The sequence below is a fragment of the Sphingobium sp. genome, from assembly GCF_033795625.1.
Taxonomy (GTDB): Bacteria; Pseudomonadota; Alphaproteobacteria; order Sphingomonadales; family Sphingomonadaceae; genus Sphingobium.
Genome location: NZ_JARYGI010000017.1, coordinates 39872 through 58709 on the forward strand (window position 1 = coordinate 39872; position 18838 = coordinate 58709).

The 18838-nt window shown below is 62.0% G+C and carries 18 protein-coding genes; 8 read left to right on the forward strand and 10 right to left on the reverse strand.

What is annotated here, in order from left to right:
* Nucleotides 1–275: 275 nt before the first annotated feature.
* Nucleotides 276–2468 (reverse strand): sugar nucleotide-binding protein, encoded by a 2193-nt coding sequence (locus QHC67_RS10455; RefSeq protein ID WP_319294036.1) that lies wholly within the window; start codon nucleotides 2466–2468, stop codon nucleotides 276–278.
* A 308-nt stretch (nucleotides 2469–2776) separates the two neighbouring features.
* Between QHC67_RS10455 and glf the strand changes: the two genes are divergently transcribed.
* Complete coding sequence (gene glf / locus QHC67_RS10460) at nucleotides 2777–5056, forward strand: UDP-galactopyranose mutase (RefSeq protein ID WP_319294038.1); 2280 nt, start codon at nucleotides 2777–2779, stop codon at nucleotides 5054–5056.
* Between the two features lie 62 nt (nucleotides 5057–5118).
* A complete protein-coding gene (locus QHC67_RS10465) occupies nucleotides 5119–5367 on the forward strand; it encodes a hypothetical protein (protein ID WP_319294040.1) in 249 nt (82 codons plus the stop codon).
* Nucleotides 5368–5380: 13 nt separating this feature from the next.
* Here the strand turns inward: QHC67_RS10465 and QHC67_RS10470 are convergent, their stop codons facing one another.
* Nucleotides 5381–7024 carry a sensor histidine kinase gene (locus QHC67_RS10470; RefSeq protein WP_319294042.1) on the reverse strand — a complete coding sequence of 548 codons (1644 nt, stop codon included), beginning with the start codon at nucleotides 7022–7024 and terminating at the stop codon, nucleotides 5381–5383.
* A 290-nt stretch (nucleotides 7025–7314) separates the two neighbouring features.
* Between QHC67_RS10470 and QHC67_RS10475 the strand changes: the two genes are divergently transcribed.
* Nucleotides 7315–8322 carry a chemotaxis protein CheB gene (locus QHC67_RS10475; protein ID WP_319294044.1) on the forward strand — a complete coding sequence of 336 codons (1008 nt, stop codon included), beginning with the start codon at nucleotides 7315–7317 and terminating at the stop codon, nucleotides 8320–8322.
* 34 nt (nucleotides 8323–8356) lie between these two features.
* On the opposite strand, the gene QHC67_RS10480 is transcribed toward QHC67_RS10475, so the two are convergent.
* On the reverse strand, nucleotides 8357–10234 hold the full coding sequence (locus QHC67_RS10480; RefSeq protein WP_319294046.1) for a CheR family methyltransferase: 1878 nt from the start codon (nucleotides 10232–10234) through the stop codon (nucleotides 8357–8359).
* 211 nt (nucleotides 10235–10445) lie between these two features.
* Here QHC67_RS10480 and QHC67_RS10485 point away from each other — a divergent pair, with 211 nt between their 5' ends.
* The 4 genes from QHC67_RS10485 (at nucleotide 10446) to QHC67_RS10500 (ending at nucleotide 12852) form a co-directional block, all read left to right on the forward strand.
* Nucleotides 10446–11303, forward strand: coding sequence for an oxygenase MpaB family protein (locus QHC67_RS10485; RefSeq protein WP_319294047.1), 858 nt, complete (start codon nucleotides 10446–10448; stop codon nucleotides 11301–11303).
* A gap of 162 nt (nucleotides 11304–11465) precedes the next feature.
* Nucleotides 11466–11702: a hypothetical protein gene (locus tag QHC67_RS10490; protein ID WP_319294048.1), complete on the forward strand. Its 237-nt coding sequence runs from the start codon at nucleotides 11466–11468 to the stop codon at nucleotides 11700–11702.
* Between the two features lie 67 nt (nucleotides 11703–11769).
* Nucleotides 11770–12246: an MgtC/SapB family protein gene (locus tag QHC67_RS10495; protein ID WP_319294050.1), complete on the forward strand. Its 477-nt coding sequence runs from the start codon at nucleotides 11770–11772 to the stop codon at nucleotides 12244–12246.
* A gap of 93 nt (nucleotides 12247–12339) precedes the next feature.
* Entirely contained in the window at nucleotides 12340–12852 is a 513-nt protein-coding gene (locus QHC67_RS10500; RefSeq protein ID WP_319294052.1) for a hemerythrin domain-containing protein, read from the forward strand.
* Between the two features lie 31 nt (nucleotides 12853–12883).
* Here QHC67_RS10500 and QHC67_RS10505 read toward each other — a convergent pair whose 3' ends face one another.
* From QHC67_RS10505 to QHC67_RS10535, 7 genes are all read right to left on the reverse strand, one after another.
* The gene (locus tag QHC67_RS10505; RefSeq protein ID WP_319294054.1) at nucleotides 12884–13759 is read right to left on the reverse strand and encodes an NAD(P)H-hydrate dehydratase; all 876 of its coding nucleotides are present in this window, start codon (nucleotides 13757–13759) and stop codon (nucleotides 12884–12886) included.
* Entirely contained in the window at nucleotides 13756–14538 is a 783-nt protein-coding gene (locus QHC67_RS10510) for a histidine phosphatase family protein (protein ID WP_319294056.1), read from the reverse strand. The genes QHC67_RS10505 and QHC67_RS10510 overlap by 4 nt, the downstream gene beginning before the upstream one ends.
* Nucleotides 14531–15379 (reverse strand): SDR family oxidoreductase, encoded by an 849-nt coding sequence (locus tag QHC67_RS10515; protein WP_319294058.1) that lies wholly within the window; start codon nucleotides 15377–15379, stop codon nucleotides 14531–14533. The genes QHC67_RS10510 and QHC67_RS10515 overlap by 8 nt, the downstream gene beginning before the upstream one ends.
* 17 nt (nucleotides 15380–15396) lie before the next feature.
* Nucleotides 15397–15705: a hypothetical protein gene (locus tag QHC67_RS10520; RefSeq protein WP_319294060.1), complete on the reverse strand. Its 309-nt coding sequence runs from the start codon at nucleotides 15703–15705 to the stop codon at nucleotides 15397–15399.
* A 62-nt stretch (nucleotides 15706–15767) separates the two neighbouring features.
* Entirely contained in the window at nucleotides 15768–16607 is an 840-nt protein-coding gene (locus QHC67_RS10525) for a transglutaminase-like domain-containing protein (RefSeq protein WP_319294062.1), read from the reverse strand.
* A 34-nt stretch (nucleotides 16608–16641) separates the two neighbouring features.
* The gene (locus tag QHC67_RS10530; protein ID WP_319294063.1) at nucleotides 16642–16791 is read right to left on the reverse strand and encodes a hypothetical protein; all 150 of its coding nucleotides are present in this window, start codon (nucleotides 16789–16791) and stop codon (nucleotides 16642–16644) included.
* A 303-nt stretch (nucleotides 16792–17094) separates the two neighbouring features.
* A complete protein-coding gene (locus QHC67_RS10535; RefSeq protein ID WP_319294103.1) occupies nucleotides 17095–17883 on the reverse strand; it encodes an N-formylglutamate amidohydrolase in 789 nt (262 codons plus the stop codon).
* Between the two features lie 14 nt (nucleotides 17884–17897).
* On the opposite strand from QHC67_RS10535, the gene QHC67_RS10540 reads away from it, so the two are divergent.
* Nucleotides 17898–18836 (forward strand): transglutaminase family protein, encoded by a 939-nt coding sequence (locus tag QHC67_RS10540; protein ID WP_319294065.1) that lies wholly within the window; start codon nucleotides 17898–17900, stop codon nucleotides 18834–18836.
* Nucleotides 18837–18838: the final 2 nt, after the last annotated feature.

Genomic DNA, 18838 nt, shown 5'->3' on the forward strand with positions numbered 1-18838 from the left:
TAGATCAAATGGGCGCCCGTTCGATAAGCGTATGAATGCCTATCGCCGACATCATTGCCCGAGCGTCGGCGGCTGGAGTGCCTTACTCCGCTCGCTGACAGGGGATTGTCATGCCCGACGATCAGGAGGCTTTCGCGCAGCGCAAGGCTGACACCGATTATACGCGAGCCAGCCTTAAACTTCTTGTCGAACGCTCGCAGCTTCTCAGGCAACTCAGCGCTGACCTCATTGCCAAAAGCGGAAGGTTGAAAACGCCGCCCCGTTGACAGTTGCGGTCAGGCAGCCGCCATCAGCCTGTGCCGTTCAAGCCCTGCTGCAAAGCGATCGATCGCGCTATCGAGCGGCCGCAACATGCCCCCTTTGACGCTCGCGAGCCCCGCAAAAGCTGGACGGGGCGCCTGCCAGCCAAGTGCGTCTCCCGGAACGCCGCGAACAAGCGACGGATTACATCCTGTGGCCCTCGCCACCTTTCGGGCGAACTCTGCCCAGGATAGCGTTTCGCCATTGGTGAGATGCCATATCCCTTCTGCCCCGTCGATCAGCAGGTCGAGCGCACTATCGACAAGGTCGGGAACATAAGTCGGCGAAACATGGCTATCGTCGGCGGCATGGAACAACGTCCCTGCTTCCAGCGCGCGGACCGTTGCGACCGCAAAGTTGTAGGCGTCGAATGGCGAGAAGAAGGCTGCCGTGCGAACGATGAGATGTGATCCCTCCAGCGCCAGGATTTCCGCTTCCGCCCTGGCCTTGCTCTGCCCGTATATGCCCAGCGGCGTGGGCACATCCGTCTCGATATAAGGCCGCCCCGCCTGCCCGTCGAACACAAGATCGCTGGAGAAATTCAGCGTCTGGATGCCGCGCCTCGCGCAACTCTGCGCCAGCAGCCGCGCGCCGTGCGTGTTAGCATTGAAACAGCCATCGGGGTCGCTTTGAGCATCGTCCACTCTCACCCACCCTGCCGCATTGACGACGGCCCAGGGTTGATGTGCTTCCAGCGCGCGCCCGATGCTGGTGGCATTCTGGAGGTCGAGATCTTGGCGGCTCGTCAGCACATAGGCGATGTCGCGATGCTCGCATGTGCGCGCAAAGGCCCGGCCGAGGGTACCTGTAGCGCCGCAAATCAGCAGAGGCGCTCGATCGGACTGCCCCTCCGAGGCAGCGGCCAATCTATGCTCATCGAGCGGTGCTGGTCGGGCAACGCTGGGATATTCCAGCCGGATCGGCCGCCGCCACCAGCCCGATCCATCCAGTGCCGGATGACGCGGGGCCCCGGCCGCCAATCCGCGCAGGAGCGGCACCATGGCGGTTGCGCGTGGTGCGCCACCACTCACGTCGAAAGCGCCGGGTTCGTACACGCCGGGCGCAGTCAGCAGCGTGTTCCAGCCCTTGCTGCCCAGGAGCGACCAGCTTGTGACTGCCCGCACATCCACGCCCTCGTCGCGCAATCGGCCCGCAGTATCCCATGCCTCTGCCATCCAGCGCATCTGTTCGTCGCGCGTACATCCGTTGTGGACTTCCGTGACGGCAAGGGGGATGCGGTATCTGCTCCACGCTTCCTTGAGCACGCCCGCCAGCCCCGGCGGCGCGGGATCGAGGACGCGGACACCCTCGATATCCGAATAAGCGACCTCGCCATTTCCGCCCCGCGTGTGGGGCGGGTAACGCTGTACGCGGTGATCCAGGAAGCGTTCGCTGGTGACATAGTGGTTCACGCCGATGATCTGCGGCGGCACCGGCTCGTCCGCCATGCGCTGCAATCGGTCGCCGAAGCCGAAGCGCGTGATACGATGCCACATCGGATGCGCCCTGGTCACTTGTCCGCATAGGAGATCCCAGGTCATCCATCGGCGGAGATTTTCAAACCCGGCCTGCTCACGCAGCGAAGCCGTAGCGAAGGTGCGGCCCAGATCCTCGGTCTGGATGAGCCGTGCATTCGGGTTCACGCGGCGGATGGCCTGCATCGACAGGCGCACGCCGTCGATCTGATTGAGCAACGCCCGCCAGAGTGACTCCTCACTTTTATGATGCGGATACCAGTGGCCATATAGCCCTGAGAACCGCGCGGTCGTCAGCGGCTCATTGACGGGCGTCCAGTCCTCGACCCACGGATAGCGCGCCGCCACCTTGCCCGCATAGCTTGCCAGCCCCCCCGCAAAGCCGTCATCCATCAAATTGGTGTAGCCGGGCCCGCTGCCATGGTGAACCAAACCGCCGATCACACGGATATTCAAGTCTCGGAGCCTCACCATCCGCTGATCGGTCCATTGCCAGTCCAGCACGTCCGGACTGTCGGCAGCGACCTTTTCCCACAATATGGGATAGCGGATCGCGGAGAGGCCAAGACCGGCGAACAGGTCCAGATCTTCGATACGTTCGCCATGTCCGCTGAGCTGCGACTGATCCGAATATTTATCGCCTACCCGATTGATCGTACACTCATGTCCGCCCCAAAGTTCCAACACATCCATGACAGCGCCTCTTCGTTACTCATGAGCAATGAGCCTGCATCCAAGGTGGCGATTTCGGTAGATCTGCGCTCCCAAGGGCTTGCTAACGGATGTTAATTTGCTTCCGCTTTGAAGATGAAGAGGCGGAACACGAGTTATCTCAAGCGGTTGAACAGCTGTTAATCCAACAGCAAGGTGTTCCAATGGAGAAGTCGGCCTCGGATCTGGTTGCAAGCAGCGCAAGCGTAAGTGCCAATATCAGTAGTTTGAACATCGTATGCTTCAGCCATTTGCGATGGAACTTCGTCTTTCAACGTCCCCAACATCTGATGAGCCGATTTGCCCGCGGCGGGCGCGTGATGTTCTGGGAAGAACCTATTTACCAGGACGGCCTGCAGGCTCCCCGGCTACAGCAGGAAACATGCCCGCGAACGGGCGTCCTCGTTCTCACGCCGTACCTGCCCTCGCGTGAGGACACGTCTACCGAGAACCGCATTCTGAAGGGCTTGCTGGACAGCGTGGTCGCCAACGCAGCCGAGCCGCTGGTGCGCTGGTACTACACGCCGATGATGCTGCCGTTCTCCGATCATATCGCCGCCGACTGCGTAGTCTATGACTGTATGGACGAACTGGCGGGCTTCAAGAACGCGCCGCCTGAACTGCTCTCGCTCGAGCAGCGCCTGTTCCGCGACGCCGATATCGTGTTCACGGGCGGCTACAGCCTCTATGAAGCCAAGCGCCAGCGGCACCCCAATATCCACCCCTTCCCTTCAAGCGTCGATGTCGCGCACTTCGCTGCCGCCCGGAAGTCCGCCGCGGAACCCGCCGACATGCAGCACATCCACGGACCGCGCCTGGGCTTCTACGGGGTAGTGGATGAGCGGATGGACCTCGATCTACTCGCTCGGGTGGCCGATGCGCGGCCGGACTGGTCGCTGGTGATCGTGGGACCTGTCGTAAAGATCAGCCATGATGACCTGCCGCAGCGGTCGAACCTCCACTTCCTCGGCGGGAAAAGCTATGACGAGCTTCCCGAATATCTGCGCACCTGGGACGTAGCCCTGATGCCCTTCGCCATCAACGAGGCGACGCGCTTCATCAGCCCTACCAAGACGCCGGAATATCTCGCGGCAGGCCGCCCTGTGGTCTCCACGCCCATCACCGATGTCGTGCGCCACTATGGCGAAGTTGCGGCCGTGCATATCGCCGACGGTGCGGAAGCCTTCGTTCGGGCCTGCGAAGAGGCTCTGCAACAAGCCGAAGATGTCGAAAGCTGGCGCCCGCAAGTCGATGAAATGCTCCAGCAGAACAGCTGGGACAATGTTTTCGCGCGCATGTCCGGCATGATCACCAACATCGTCGATCGCAGCGCATCGGTGCAGCCGATCGTTTCCCCCACCAAATGGCCCCGGCACCAGCCGCGCAAGTACGACGTGATGGTCGTCGGTGCAGGCTTCGCCGGAGCGGTGATGGCGGAACGGCTGGCGTCGCAATCGGGCAAGAAGGTGCTCGTGGTCGACCGCCGTCCGCATGTCGCCGGCAATGCCTTCGACAAGCTCGACGACGCCGGGGTCCTGATCCATCAATATGGCCCGCATATCTTCCACACCAACTCGGAAGATATCTTCGCCTATCTGTCTCGCTTCACCAAATGGCGGCCCTACGAACATCGCGTCCTTGCCGAAGTGGACGGCATGCAGGTACCGATGCCGATCAACCGCAAGACGTTGAACATGCTGTACGGGCTCGACCTCCAGACGGACGAAGACGCCGCGGCCTTCCTCGCCGGCAGGGCTGAGCCTGTCGATGTCGTCCGCACGTCCGCCGATGTCGTGATCTCGGCCGTCGGCCGCGATCTCTACGAGAAGTTCTTCCAGGGCTATACCCGCAAGCAGTGGGGCCTCGACCCGTCGGAACTGGACAAGTCGGTGACATCACGGGTGCCTACGCGGACGAACCTGGACGACCGCTATTTCGGCGACAAGTTCCAGGCGATGCCGCTGGATGGCTATACGCGGATGTTCGAGAACATGCTCGATCATCCCAATATCGACCTGCTGCTGGGCGTAGACTACACCGAGGCGCGTGCGGCCTATCCTCACGATCATCTGGTCTTCACCGGGCCGATCGACGAGTATTTCGGCTATCGCTACGGCAAGCTTCCCTACCGCTCGCTCCAGTTCAAGCATGAGACGCTGGATCAGCCATGGCTTCAGGACGTCGCAGTAGTGAACTATCCCTCGCAGGACGTTCCCTATACGCGCATCACCGAATACAAGCATCTCACGGGCCAGGAACACGGCAGGACAAGTATAACCTTCGAGTATCCGGCCGCAGAGGGCGACCCTTATTATCCGATCCCGCGCGAAGAGAACCAGGCGCTGTTCAAACGCTACGAGGCGCTGGCGCTGGCGCAGCAGGACGTGACGTTCGTCGGACGCCTCGCCACCTACCGTTACTATAATATGGATCAGGTGGTCGGTCAGGCGCTCGCGACCTATCGGCGTCTTGCGCCTACGCTAGGCAAGCCGGAGAAAACCAGCATCGCGCAGAGCAAATATGCGGCTCCGTCAAGCAGCACGGCGACGGCGCAGGCACAGGTAGCCTGAGCCTATCCGCGAGCGGCAAATCTCGACGCTGCTTCAGGGCAGCGTCGAAAGGCAGGATTGCTATGACACGTAATGTCTTCGCCACCGGAGCAGTCGCCTTCGCAATGCTTTGCATGCAGGGCTGCAACTCCGAAACGTCGGGCACGCAGAACGCAGCCACCAACGGTTCTGCGGTCGTGGTGGGCGACGAGGCGCCTTCTGCTCCCAGTCAGGCGCCCGTTCCGGTGAGTGGCAGTGGCCAAGTGCCGCCAAATGCAAACGGCAATGAGGCGAGCGGCAGTCCGGCTGGCAACGATCAGACAGGCGAATAACGCCTCGGCGAAGTCAGTGTGTCGATTGCGAGACTTGGCTCCTGCTCCAGTCCCCGTTGGTCGATGAGAGATCGGGCACTCTGACTTCTATGCTGCACTCCAGCCCATTCTCCCTGAATCGGTAGGTGGTATGCGCGCCAAGCTGATACGGCAGCGCGCGCTCGATGAGTTCCCGGCCGTAGCCAAACCGCGCCGACGCGCCGTTATCTTCGAACGGCACGTTCGCTACTCCCGTCTCCCGCCAGTGAACCGCAAGCCGGGGGTCGCCCTTGTCCGCATCCACCACATCCCAATTGACGCACAGATGGCCATCGGGTGACGACAGCGCTCCATATTTCACGGCGTTGGTGGCAAGTTCGTGGAGGGCGAGCGCGAACGTCTGGATTGTAGAGGATCGCAGCAAGATGCCTTCCTGGCCGGAAAGCGTGATCTGGGCGGCATTGCCATTGTCGTCGAGCGAGGCATGGGCCGAAAGTTCCTCTTTCAGCAATTTGTCGAAGGCGATCCGCGTCCCGGCCGCGCGGTTGGACAACAGGCCCTGAACGCGCGCCAGCGCCTGCATCCGGTCGCCGATGCGGACAGTGAAGTCCTTGAAATTGGCTGAACTTTTTAGCGTCTTGGTGATTACCGCCTGCATCACGGCCATCAGGTTGCGGGTGCGGTGCTGCAGTTCGGACACCAGCACTGTCTGTTCATTCTGCAGGCTGACGAGGTCGTCGATGTCGGTCGAGGTACCAAGCCATTCCAGGACAGCGCCCTGCTCGTCCCGCACCGGCAGCGCTCGCGTTTGAAAATAGCGATATCGTCCCTCGGCTTGAGAGAAAATGCGGCCTTCGAACGCCAGCTTTCCGCTATCCGCAGAATTTGCCCACGCTGCCATGGCGATGGCCCTGTCGTCCGGATGGAAGGCCACCAGCCATCCTTCCTCCAGGCTCTGTTCCAGGCTCTGCGCGGTCGTTGCTTGCCACTGCCGGCTCGACCACGTCCACCGCCCCCTATCCGCCGATCGCCAGACGAGTTGCGGCATGCCACCGATCAGGGTGCTCAAACGCGCTTCGCTCTGTTGCAGGGCTTCCAGACTGACACGCTGATCGTGCATATCCATGGCCGCCCCGAACCACTGCACGATCTGCCCACGATCGTCGTGCATGGGCTCGATCCTCGCCAGGAACCAGCGGGCTCGACCGTTTTTATCAAGCAACCGATGCTCCTGCTGAAAGGCTGACCCTTCAGCGCGAGCGCGAGCAAATGCTGCCGCTGCTGCCTCCCGGTCATCCTCATGCAGAACCGACAGCCATCCCGCGCCGAGTATCTCATCGACGTTTCGGCCCGTCAGGTCGCTCCATCGCCGGTTCGCCCAGTTCATATATCCTATCGTGTCGGTTCGCCACAGGAGATCGGGAACCACGTTCGCCACCGCCTGCAACGCAGTCTCGCTGCGGCGGAGCGTGGCATTGGCGTCGGCGATTTCCCGCGTGCGGGCGGCGACCCGCTCCTCAAGCTGTGTATTGAATAGCTGGAGACTGCTGTTGGCCTGCTCGAGATCCTCGGTAAGCGCCTGCAGTTCCTCGAAGGCTACCCGCAGTTCCTCTTCGGTCTCACTCCGGGATTCGCCGCCGACTTCCCGATCGGCATCTCCGGCAGGATGAGAGCTCAATGCCCTTGTTGCTGCTTGAAGCTCCCTTGCCAATACGACCGTACGGCCAAGAAGCCGGTCACGATCCTCGGAAATGCGTGCGTTATCTTCGAGAGCGGACTCCAACTGCATCCGTAGTTGCTCATTCTCGTCAATGAGCCGAAGTTCGCTGTAGGGAGTTGAGGCGTTATGATTCACGTTGTCATCCAATTGCCACCATCTCTCATACAACGAATGAGAACCCGCCGATTCGCAGCAGTTACCCACTTATGTTGATACGATACTGATTCTTCAGCCATATCAGGTACGTAATGGAACCGTCCAAGATCATCGTTATCGGCTCTTCTGCAGGAGGAGTCGACGCCTTACAGCGGCTTTGTGCCCGGTTGCCGCGCGATTTCGCCGGAGCCATATGCGTTGCGCAGCATATCGCGCCCTCCGCTCGCAGCGTGCTGGCCGAATTGCTTAACCGCGCGGGGCCCTTGCCTGCAAGTTCGCCGCGCGATGGCGATCCCATCGAACCGGGACGCATTTATGTGGGCTCGCCCGATCACCACATTCTCGTCCGGCCCGGACGCATCCTCATGCGGCGGGGCCCGCACGAGAACCGGACGCGGCCAGCGGCAAACGCCCTGTTCCGCTCGGCCGCGCTTGCCTATGGCGCGCGGGCGGTCGGCGTGGTGCTTACCGGCTTGCTGGACGACGGAACGGAAGGGCTGATCGCCATCAAGGCTGCAGGCGGGATTTCCGTCGTACAGGACCCGGAGGACGCGGAATGGCCCTCCATGCCCCGCAACGCGCTTTCGCGTGATCATGTCGATTATTCGGTGCCCTTGACGGAAATACCCGGCCTCTTGAGCGTACTTGTCGGACAGCCGGCAGGCCCTGATCTGCCGCTGCCGCCGGAGTATACGATCGAGGATAAAATAGCCGCGCAGGACTTTGCTGTCATGGATCAGGACGTCACCACACCCGGAAGCCCGAGCCATATTTCCTGTCCCGATTGTGGAGGCGTCCTCAACCAGATCGATGTGCAGGATGAAATCCGGTTCCGCTGCCAGATAGGCCATGCGTTCACGCCGCTGGGCCTGGCGGCCGCCCAGAGCGAAGAGCTGGAACGCGCTCTGTCGATAGCCGTGCGCACGCACCGGGACAGGCTGAAACTTTTCGACCAGATGCGGGAGAGCGCCCGCGCGCGGAAATTATCCCATGCAGAGGCGCGGTGGACCAATGCAGCGGAAGAAGCCGGTCACATGATCCGCGTGCTCGACGACGCTATCTCGACCTTGAACAAGCCGATGGCTGACGGAGAGGCCTGAGGCCGCTGGCCGCGGCCTCCCCATTCGGCGCAGATCAGGCCACCGGCTCGGCGAGCTTTTCATCGCGGAGTTTCTGAAAGAGCAATACCGATCCCAGGTTGACGCCATTTTCCGACACCAAGCCGGAAATAATCACGCGGCACTTGATGGGGCGGCCGCGCCGATCCACGCCCTCCAGAACCTGTTCGACCTGATCGATGCTGTGCGTCTCCACTTCTCCAAGCCCCTCGAAAAGACCGTCGATCGGAATGCCGATTTCCAGGCTCTCGATGCTGGTGCCAAGCACCTCTTCCTTGCGCAGTCCCCAGGTTCTCTCACTCCAGCGGTTCCAGCTGCGAATCTTCCGCCCCTCGTCCAGGACGATGATGCCGCCGTCCATGCTGCGCAGCACGGCTTCGAGGTAGAGGCGGAAGTTGACGGCCTGTTCGGCCTGCCGGCGAAGCTCCTCGTTGATCGATTCCATCTCCTCGTTGCTGGACCGCGCCTCTTCGTTCAGCGTTTCGAGTTCTTCATTGGTGGACTGGAGTTCCTCGTTGGTCGTCTCCAGCTCCTCGTTCGTTGATTGCAACTCCTCGTTCGTCGTTTCGAGTTCCTCGTTCGCCGACTGAAGTTCCTCGATCGAATTTTCGAGATTTTCCTGCGCCGCCTCCAGCTCGCGATGCAGCATATGGACCGCAGTGGTGTCGGTGAAGCAAAGCAGGACAGCGTGTACGGTGCCGTCCGGTCGCTGAAGCGGCTTTGCATCGATGGTGAGTTGCAGCACCTCGCTCTGGCTGAGGCGATATTCCTGATCTTCCACCTTTATGCTGCGGCGGGTGCGAAACACCTCCTCGATCGGTCCGCGCAGCTCCATCGGACGGTAGGAAATGGGGAGATCCAGAAAAGGCCGCCCGATATCTGCCGGGCCGACACCCAGAAGCTCGCGGGCGGACAGGTTGGCCAACGCGACGGCGCCATCTTCATCGACCGCCAGCATGGCCGTGCCCGCCTGGTCGAGCGCAGCTTCCAGCAACGCCGCGGAAGGGATGTGCGTGTCGACCCTTGCGTCCCGGCTTGCGCCGAAGCGGCCGGTAATATGCCGCCGCGCGCCTTGGCGAACCTTCGTGAAGATGCGGTGCTTCATGTCCACAGGCCGGAAAAGCGGCGAACGGGCGAGTTGCGTCTCCGCCTTGCCCAGAAACAGGCAGCCTTCCGGATTCAGCGCATAATGCAGCCGCGGCAGCACGATGGCCTGCGTCTCCGCCTCCAGATAGATCAGCAGATTGCGACACAACAGCAAGTCGATTCGGGATATCGGCGCATCCCGCACGATGTTGTGACGGCCGAAGATCACGCATTTGCGCAGCTCCCGCTCGAACACATAATGGTTGTTCGTCCGCTCGAAATATTTCTCCAGAAACGGCGCCGGCACATTATCGACCTCGCGCGGCAGATACGTCGCAAGCCGCGCCGCCCGCAGCGCCTCTTCATCAAGGTCCGTGGCATACACCTTCACGCGCCTGCAGAAGTCCGCAGCGCCTAGCTGCTCGGCCAGAAGCATGGCTATCGAATAAGGCTCCGCGCCCGAAGCGCAGCCGACGCTCCATATCCGTATAGGAAGATCACCCTCGCATCGGGCGATGATCGCGGGGAGCACTTCGTCCTTCAGAACCTCCCATGCCTCAGGATCGCGGAAGAACGACGTCACGTTTATCAGAACGGTGTTCAGCAAGTTTTCGAACTCGCTGGGGTCGGCTTCGAGAATAGCCTGATACTGGCCGAAGCTCTCAACGCTCACCGCCTCCATGCGAAGCGCGATCCGGCGCTTCAGGCTGGTGCGCTTGTACCCGCGGAAATCCATTCCCCGGCTTTGCTGAATATACTGGAGTAAAGCTTCGAACTCAGTGTCGGCTACGCTTTTTTGAACCATCATATCCCCGCTGACGACCCTTAACGCTGCGACATCAGGGCGATAGGCTATTCGTCTGCTATTTACGCGTCCCCTTACAGCTGACGCAATGGCTCCTAATACCAAAGAAGGAAAATCCTTTGGCTGATCGGGAGCCACCTCAAGAATACCGGAACCAATCCTTCCGACGCGTACTGATCCCGTGCAGCCCAATGATGCAGATTTCCCGCAGATAATGCCAAGTCCTCTCACCAGCCCTTTGTCCCCGCTGCGCCAGGTGCTGGCATCACAGGTCCGCGCCGTCTTCAACGACAACAGGCGGGGTGAGCAACCCGTGCAGCGATCGGCGCAGGCGCTGTATCGGCCCTCCTCGGTCATCTGGCGGGTTCATGGCGACGTCACCACGATGATGGTCGGCGGCATCGCAGCGCTCCTGCTCCAGATGCTGTATCCCGCCGCGCTGGCAGGCATATGGGACCACTCGAACTTCCGCACCGACATGCTGGGGCGCCTGCGCAGGACGGCGCGGTTCATCGCGGAGACGACCTATGCGGACGAGGCCGTCGCATGGCGCGCGATCGACCGGGTACGTGCTGTCCATGCGCGTGTCTCCGGCACTTTGCCGGACGGCAGCACCTATCGGGCCGACGACCCGCATCTTCTCGCCTGGGTCCATGTCTGCGAAGCCATGTGTTTCCTCGACGCATGGCGGCGCTACGCCGAACCCGGCATGAGCCGCGCCGATCAGGACGCCTACTTCGAAGAGTTCGCCGTCATCGCCCACGCACTCGACGCCGACCCTGTGCCCGAAACGCGGGCGCAGGCGGAAGCGCTGATGACGCAGTTCAGGCCGGAACTGCGGGGCGACGCACGCACGCGAGAAGTCGCCCGGCTCATCCTGAGTCCTCCCGGCACAACCCTTACCGCCATGCCCGTGCAGGAAGTCGTCATGCAGGCCGCCGTCGATCTTCTCCCCGACTGGGCACGGAAGCAGCATCGGCTTCCCGGCCCCGGCATTGGCAAGGTCGCCATACGCGGCTCGACATTCCTGCTCGCCCGCTCCCTGCGCTGGGCATTGGGGGCACGTCGTTGAAAGGCAAGCAAAGTTGATTTTGATTACCCGCTTTGAGGCCCCTCCTTCTTATCCTCCATTAGCGTGATCTCAGCTTTCTTGGACTTCCGGTGGAACGGGGTCCGCACGCGCACGTTCCTTAACTGACGGAACAGATCACCACATGATCGAGAGGAGATTGCAATGCGAGGATTGATCAAGCTGGGGCTTTTGACCGGCCTCGGCGTATTTGCCTATAACAGCTATACGCAAGCCGCTCAGGCCCGGACGAAGGACGACCGTGGCCCAACGGGTTCTTCCGGCGTCGTGCGCAATGCCGGTCCCGAAGAACAGAACGGCATAGCCAATGACGACTGGGACACCGTCGATCAGCAGGTGGACGAAAGCTTCCCCGCCAGCGATCCCCCCGGAAACTACTGAGCGGTACGATCAGGGGGAGGCGGGCACCATCTTGTACGCCTCCCCCTGATCGGCCGTGCGAAACACGATGCTGGTTACGAATGACTGGAATGTTCTCGCGCTGCGCCTCGGCGCGGCAACCCTGGTAGGGCTTGTACTCGGACTGGACCGGGAACTGCGTGGCCGCGATGCTGGCTTGCGGACCCATGCGCTCGTCGCGCTCAGCTCCGCTTTGATCACCATTTCCTCGTTGCTGGTTTACGAAGCGACCAAGGACGAGGGATCAAGAGCGGACCCGTTGCGCGTCATCCAGGGCATCGCACAGGCCATCGGCTTCATTGCGGCGGGGCTCATCTTCGTCCACCGCGGCGACGTCCGGAACCTTACGACCGCCGCCAATCTTTGGATGGCTGCCGCAGCGGGCATCGTCGCGGGCCTGGGCCAATTCCGCCTGCTGCTGTGCGCCTGCGTCCTGACGCTGGGACTGTTGCTCTCCGAGAAACTGCTTCCCAAGCGCTGGCGGATGAAACGTGAGCCTTACCGTTCCACTCCACCAGAAGTTTAAGGCTAACGCGCATCAATTTCGTTGCGAGTCGTTAGCAAGGAACATCCAGTGCCTTTGCAGGCTTCTACAAGGAAACTGCCGAGGAGCACGACTATGGCCGACCCCCAGTACAAAGACGCAATCGCACTGCTGAAAGCAGATCACCGCGCTGTCGAAGAGCTTTTCGAAAAGTTCGAAGAGACCAAGGCCAACGCCAAGAAGCAAAGCATCGCACACGAGATCTGCACCGAACTCAAGATCCATACGATGATCGAGGAGGAGATCTTCTATCCCGCTTTCCGCGGCAAGATCGAGGACGACACGCTGGACGAAGCCTATGTCGAACATGATGGCGCGAAGATCCTGATCAACGACATCGAAGCCGGCTCTCCGGACGATGATTTCTATGACGCCAAGGTCAAGGTGCTCTCCGAAGAGATCAAGCATCACGTACACGAGGAAGAAATGCCCTCCGAAGGCATGTTCGCGCAATGTCGCAAGACCGACGTCGATCTTGTCGCACTTGGCGAGCAGATGGCGGCACGGAAAACGGAACTCAAGGCGCAGGCCAAGAGCGAGGGACTTCCCCCCGCTACGCCGCACGCCGTAAACCTGGTATCCGCCTGATCCTCGGCCCGTCGCGCTTCGGCGTGACGGGCTATTCCGCCATGAGTCGCGGTATCTCGATCAGCAGATCGCGCGCAAGGAAGCCCATCGGCCCGATCGTCTTTTCGACGCGCAGGCCCGCTTCGCCATGCAGCCATACGCCCCATGCCGCTGCAACCAGCGGCTCCGCGCCCCGCGCCATCAGACCGCCGATCACGCCTGCAAGAACGTCACCGGACCCGCCCGTCGCCAGCCCCGTGCAATCGCTGGAGTAACCCAGGCTCGCGCCATCCGGTGTCACGATGACGGTCGCGGAGCTTTTCAGCACCACCAGCCCGCCATAGTCCTGCGCCACCTGCCGCGCGATCCCTTCAGGATCAGCCTCGATTTCTTCGACATCGCGGCCGGTCAGAGCCGACATTTCCCCAAAATGCGGCGTCATCACAACGCGGCCCTGATGCCTTGCCGTCAGCTCGGCGAGCCCCGCGGCCCCGGCGATCGCCGCCGCGTCCAGCACTATCGCCCGCTCCGTATGCGGCTCCTCCAGAAGCGCGCGCAGCAAGGCAGAAACGGTGTCGCCACGACCCATGCCCGGCCCGAAGATCATCGTGTCGCAACGGCCAAGCGACTCAATCAATGTCTCGCTGGCGCTGGCGGCGATCTCGCCATCGTCATCACCGGGAAGAGCGATCATGGCAGCTTCGGGGACCAGCACGCCCAGCGCCATGGCCACCGATCGCACCGTCGCCATCTGCAACTTGCCCGCGCCTGCCCGCAAGGCGGCCTCCCCGGTCAGCCGCAACGCTCCGGGCACGAACTCCGCGCCGCCGGCGATCAGGACCCGTCCGCGGCTGTTTTTGTCGGTTCCGGGACCATGAGAGGGCAGCGGATGCGAGGCAAGCCAGTCCCGGTCGATCGTCTGCGTCATCCGCGAGAGGCCACTATGGGTTCAGGCTCACGCGTGACCGGCGCATCCTCCTTCTCCATCGGCGCAGTCACATTGTATCGCGTCAGCTTCAACCCTCCGGCCCGTCCGACACTGGCGTCGAACTCATATTCGGTGATGGCGCAATTGGCCACATCGGCCTGCTTGTCGATGCCCAGGATCTGCTGCTCGTTCATATTCTCGATGACATAGCGCATGCACAGCACCACGACCTGGTGCGCGACGATCAGCACCCGGCGGTCCGCATAATGCAGCGATATCGTGTCCATCACGGCGCGCAGGCGGAAAATGACGTCGCACCAGCTTTCGCCGCCCGGCGGCCGATGATAGAATTTGCCGAGCAGCTTCCGGAACTCCGCCTGATCGGGGAAGGTCTTGCCGATGCCCCGCGTCGTCAGCCCATCCAGTATCCCGAATTCCTTTTCCCGCAGCCGCTCGTCCAGGCAGATCGAGACATCGGAGGCCGCCCCGCCTGCATCCCGGAACAAATTGGCCGTCTGCATCGCCCGCAAATAGGGCGACGTCAGGATGATGTCCGGCCGCGCACCTTCCTCGCCCTGCGCGAACCAGTGCCCCAGCGCCCGCGCCTGCTCCTCGCCCAGCGCGCTCAGCGGCACATCGACGTCGCGCCCCTCAAGCCCGATGCGGTCGAGCTTCGCCTCGTCGGCGGCGTCGCGCGCCACATTGCCCGCGCTTTGCCCGTGCCGCACGATCCAAAGACGTTCGGGCCAGCGGGCAAGCCGGGTCGGTGCGTCAGCCATTGACGATAGTGCCGCCATTGGGATGCAGGACCTGCCCAGACATATAGCTGGCATCGTCGCAGGCCAGGAACAGGAAGCTCGGCGCGACCTCGTTCGGTTGCCCCGGCCGGCCCATCGGCGTGCTCTCGCCGAAATGCTCCAGCTTCTCCGGCGTCGCGCCGCCCATCGGATTGAGCGGTGTCCAGATCGGCCCCGGCGCGACGGCATTCACGCGGATGCCATCCTCGATCAGATTTTCCGACAGGCTGCGCGTAAAGGCGGTTATCGCGCCCTTGGTGCTGGAGTAATCCAGCAATTCCTTCGACCCCTGATACATGGTGACGCTGGTGCAGTTCACGATCGCCGCCCCGCTCTTCAGATGCGCGCGCGCAGCCTGCGTCATGAAGAACATGCCGAAAATGTTGGTCTGAAACGTCCGCCGCAACTGCTCTTCGGTGATGTCGCGAATATCCTTGTCCGGATGCTGTTCGCCCGCATTGTTGACCAGCACGTCCAGCCGCCCGAAGCGCTCGATCACCTTGGCGACGGCATCCTTGCAGAACGCCGCATCGCCAACATCTCCCGCGATCGTCAGCGCCGAACGCCCCTCGCCCTCCACGATCTCCGCCGTCTTTTTCGCGTCATCATGCTCGCACAGGTACAGGATGGCGACATCCGCCCCCTCCCGCGCGAACAGCGCCGCGACGGCCCTGCCGATGCCGCTGTCGGCCCCGGTGATCAGCGCCACCTTGTCCTTCAGCCGCCCGGACCCCGGATAGCGCGGGGTCCAGTCGGGCTTGGGCTCCAGTTCGGATTCATGTCCCGGAAGAGCGTCTTCGTGAATCATGCTTTCGGTGGTCATGCCGATCTCCTGAGCGTCTAGCGCACGGTGACTTCAGTCGCCCCGGCATCCCGGAACGCCTTGTCCACTGCCGCATCCTCATCTTCGTTCACATCGACCGAGACATTCAGCGCACCATTATAGGCCGCACCCTCCGCGTCGGCGTCCGTGCCAGGGTGCCCGCTTTCGGCATCCGCGCCGGTCACGCTGTCGCCTGCGCTGTTCTGGCTGGAGGCCGGCTCGATGAAGATGTCGCTCCGCTCCAGCCCGTAATCCTGCACCAGATGCTCGACGGCGATCTCCACCTCGCGGCGTGTCGGAAAGGTGCCGATGATCGTCTTGCCCATGTTTCGCTACCTCGTTGCCATGTCACGCAACAGCGCATGACCCGCCCGAGGGTTCCGCAGCATCAGCGCGGGGAGATCGCCTCCAGCGCCGCGGAAACATGCTCGCGCCGTTCGGGATCGCGCGTGATTTCCAGCATCGCGCTCAGGCTCCGGCGCGCGCCGTCGACATCCCGCGCCACCAACTGAAGGCGGGCAAGCTCCCACCAGCCGTGCCCGTTTTCCGGCGCGACACGCGTCATCCGCTGATACAGGGTCGTGGCGCGCGCAGTGTCGCCCTCCTGTTCCGCGCGCGATGCCTGATTGAGCAGCAACCGCACCAGCACAGCGCGGTTGGACATCGGCGCGACATGATGCGGCTGAACGCCTGAAGTCGGCCCGAGGGCATGCGCGAGGAGCACAAGCAACTGCTGATGCGTGACGACTTTCCCATTGCTGAATGGGTCGATCAAGGTCGCGGGCGATGCGCCGACGCTGACGAGCACATGCCCCGGCGTATTGAGCGCCTGTGCCGTCCATCCTATGCGCCGGGCCGCCGCCACATAGAGAATGGACAGGCTGATCGGCAATCCCCGCCGTCTGTCGAGCACGCGGATCATGTCGGCGTTGAGCGGCGCATCATAGGTTTCGGCGTCGCCGCTGAACCCGAACCTGCGCGCGAACACATCGGCCAGCGCTTCGCTCTGCTCATCGGAATTGCGCGCGTTTTCGCCAGCATCGGCGACAGCCGTGCCGATCTCGCTCAGCAGGTCCACATAACGACGTATATCGACGCCGTCATGATCCGCCGCACTGAGGGTAAGCGCTGCAAGGTCGAGTTCGATATCTTCCTCGTCCATCAGGCCAAGAGCGGTGATGTCCATGATCATGGTACGGAGACGGTTTACGGCCGTTTCCGTTCCCATCTAAACACCACCGCCCCGATAAGCCCTCGTATGTCTATTTGCGTTGCCCCGGTTGCGGGCCAGTCACCCGGAAGCGGCTATCGTTGTTGATGATCGCACTTCCGAAAATTGCGGCCGCGGCCTGCAATGTGGATGCGGAGGGCGTGCGGAAGGGCTGTGCAGGACGGCGTGGTTCGACAGGCATGGTATATCCTTTCCCGCGATCGACGCGGAGATTTGGCAAAACAGCTAGTGGGAGGATCCCACATGTGACTTCGGCGCGCCTGCGGTCAGGCAGAAGAATAGTGAGAGCGCATCGTTTCATCCCCATGGTTGAAGGGGGAACACGATCCCTGGCGTGGTCGCCCGGGCACCGTGCGCTTTAGCCGTTGGTAACGCGGAGCAAGCTGCATCCCTATCAAAAGCCGCGGGTCTATCGGGGCATGGGAGCCCGAACGTACCGACCAGTCACGTTCTTATCTCTACCTATACGATGGAGATTAGCCAGTCATGCAAGTTTTGCTTTTAATCGAGCAACATCCAGTGCCTGCACAAGGCGATCGCTCCACAGCGCCTGGCCCTCCACATCACCGACAAGATCCTGCCGCATCTCCAGTTCGGCATAAGGCAGCCGTGCTGCAAAGGCGTGGAGCGGCACAGTGTAATCCGTCGAATCCATCTGGTAGGGCTGATTGTCCCCGACCGGCCCATCCACCGCCTGGTCGAGCGCCTGAAGCAACGCCCGCGCGAATATCGTGTCGCCCTCGCTATACAACACCCCGATTTCCCATGGCCGCGACTGCCCGTCCATCGACGGCGTAAAGCTGTGCAACGATATCAGGATCGTTTCCCGCCCCAGCGCCGTCCGGTCTTCCAGCACCTTCGCGATAGCCCGATGATATGGCGCATGAATCGCACCGATCCGCTCCTCTCGCGCCCGCGCATCCAGCAGCGCATTGCGAGGCACGACCGTTCCATCGGAAACCTCGACAATCGCCTCGGCGGAAACCGGATCACGATTGCAATCGACGACGAGCCGCGAGTAGCTCTGATGCACGAATGCCGCATCCAGCCGGGCCGCCAGCCGCTCCCCGATCTCGCGCACGCCGATGTCCCAGGCGATGTGCCTCTGGCGATCCGCCTCCGACACGCCTAGATTTCCCAGTTTGCGGGGGATCGCATTTCCGGCATGATCCCCCAGCAGAAGGAACGGGGAACGGCCCCCCGCGTTCAACAGTTTCGCCGGTTCGGAGTCGTAATGACCAAGCAGTTCGCCGTTTTCGTCAGTTATGCGCATCAAGACAGCACTCCATGCCCCTGCTGACCATCAAACACGTCACGGAATATAGCTACCGGCAACCTGTTTCCTTTGGTGAGCATCGGATCATGATGCGGCCGCGCGAAAGTTTCGACCAGAAGCTTATCGAAGCCAAGCTCGAAATCCAGCCCGAACCGCGCGAGTTGCGCTGGCTTCATGACGTGTTCGGCAATTCCGTCGCCATCGCCCTGTTCGATCGTCGCGCCAAATTGCTCAAGGTGACCAGCCAGTTCACGCTGGATCACGCGCCGCTCGCGCAGGGGCAAGTGGATGTCGAGGATTATGCGCGCCTCTTTCCCTTCACCTATTCCTCCGAAGACATGCCCGACCTGCTCCGCTCCATCGAGCGTCAGCATCATGATCCGACGCGTATCGTCGATAACTGGGCGCGCAACTTCGTCAATGATGACGGGCCGACCGACACGGTGGGCTTGCTCACCGAGATGGCGACCAGCATCAAGCGCGACTTCACTTACGTCCCGCGTCAGGAAAAAGGCACGCAGACGCCGATAGAAACGCTCGCCGCGCGCCAGGGCACCTGCCGCGACTTCGCGGTGCTGATGATCGAAGCGGTGCGCGCCCTTGGCTTCGCGGCGCGCTTCGTCTCCGGCTATGTCTATAATCCATCGGCATCGGAGGGTCGGGTGGGCGGCGGCAACACCCATGCCTGGGTGCGCATTTTCCTGCCCGGCTCCGGCTGGGTGGAGTTCGATCCGACCAACGGCATCGTCGGCAATCGCGGCCTGATCCGCGTCGCGGTTGCGCGCGATCCGTATCAGGCAATTCCGTTATCGGGCACGTGGTCGGGCTTTCCCGCCAGTTTCCTGGACATGAGCATCGACATCACTGTCCGCATGGCGGGCAGCGACCTTCTGTCTCACCCCACGCACGGGGCCATCAACAGCCGCTTCGCCACCACCGGGAGCCAATGAAT

Excerpts from the sequence above, each read along its gene's own strand:
- QHC67_RS10455 (WP_319294036.1), bottom strand. The coding sequence starts at position 2,468 with ATGGATGTGTTGGAACTTTGGGGCGGACATGAGTGTACGATCAATCGG.
- glf (WP_319294038.1), top strand. The coding sequence starts at position 2,777 with ATGAGCCGATTTGCCCGCGGCGGGCGCGTGATGTTCTGGGAAGAACCT.
- QHC67_RS10465 (WP_319294040.1), top strand. The coding sequence starts at position 5,119 with ATGACACGTAATGTCTTCGCCACCGGAGCAGTCGCCTTCGCAATGCTT.
- QHC67_RS10475 (WP_319294044.1), top strand. The coding sequence starts at position 7,315 with ATGGAACCGTCCAAGATCATCGTTATCGGCTCTTCTGCAGGAGGAGTC.
- QHC67_RS10480 (WP_319294046.1), bottom strand. The coding sequence starts at position 10,234 with ATGATGGTTCAAAAAAGCGTAGCCGACACTGAGTTCGAAGCTTTACTC.
- QHC67_RS10485 (WP_319294047.1), top strand. The coding sequence starts at position 10,446 with ATGCCAAGTCCTCTCACCAGCCCTTTGTCCCCGCTGCGCCAGGTGCTG.
- QHC67_RS10490 (WP_319294048.1), top strand. The coding sequence starts at position 11,466 with ATGCGAGGATTGATCAAGCTGGGGCTTTTGACCGGCCTCGGCGTATTT.
- QHC67_RS10495 (WP_319294050.1), top strand. The coding sequence starts at position 11,770 with ATGCTGGTTACGAATGACTGGAATGTTCTCGCGCTGCGCCTCGGCGCG.
- QHC67_RS10500 (WP_319294052.1), top strand. The coding sequence starts at position 12,340 with ATGGCCGACCCCCAGTACAAAGACGCAATCGCACTGCTGAAAGCAGAT.
- QHC67_RS10505 (WP_319294054.1), bottom strand. The coding sequence starts at position 13,759 with ATGACGCAGACGATCGACCGGGACTGGCTTGCCTCGCATCCGCTGCCC.
- QHC67_RS10510 (WP_319294056.1), bottom strand. The coding sequence starts at position 14,538 with ATGGCTGACGCACCGACCCGGCTTGCCCGCTGGCCCGAACGTCTTTGG.
- QHC67_RS10515 (WP_319294058.1), bottom strand. The coding sequence starts at position 15,379 with ATGACCACCGAAAGCATGATTCACGAAGACGCTCTTCCGGGACATGAA.
- QHC67_RS10520 (WP_319294060.1), bottom strand. The coding sequence starts at position 15,705 with ATGGGCAAGACGATCATCGGCACCTTTCCGACACGCCGCGAGGTGGAG.
- QHC67_RS10525 (WP_319294062.1), bottom strand. The coding sequence starts at position 16,607 with ATGGGAACGGAAACGGCCGTAAACCGTCTCCGTACCATGATCATGGAC.
- QHC67_RS10530 (WP_319294063.1), bottom strand. The coding sequence starts at position 16,791 with ATGCCTGTCGAACCACGCCGTCCTGCACAGCCCTTCCGCACGCCCTCC.
- QHC67_RS10535 (WP_319294103.1), bottom strand. The coding sequence starts at position 17,883 with ATGCGCATAACTGACGAAAACGGCGAACTGCTTGGTCATTACGACTCC.
- QHC67_RS10540 (WP_319294065.1), top strand. The coding sequence starts at position 17,898 with ATGCCCCTGCTGACCATCAAACACGTCACGGAATATAGCTACCGGCAA.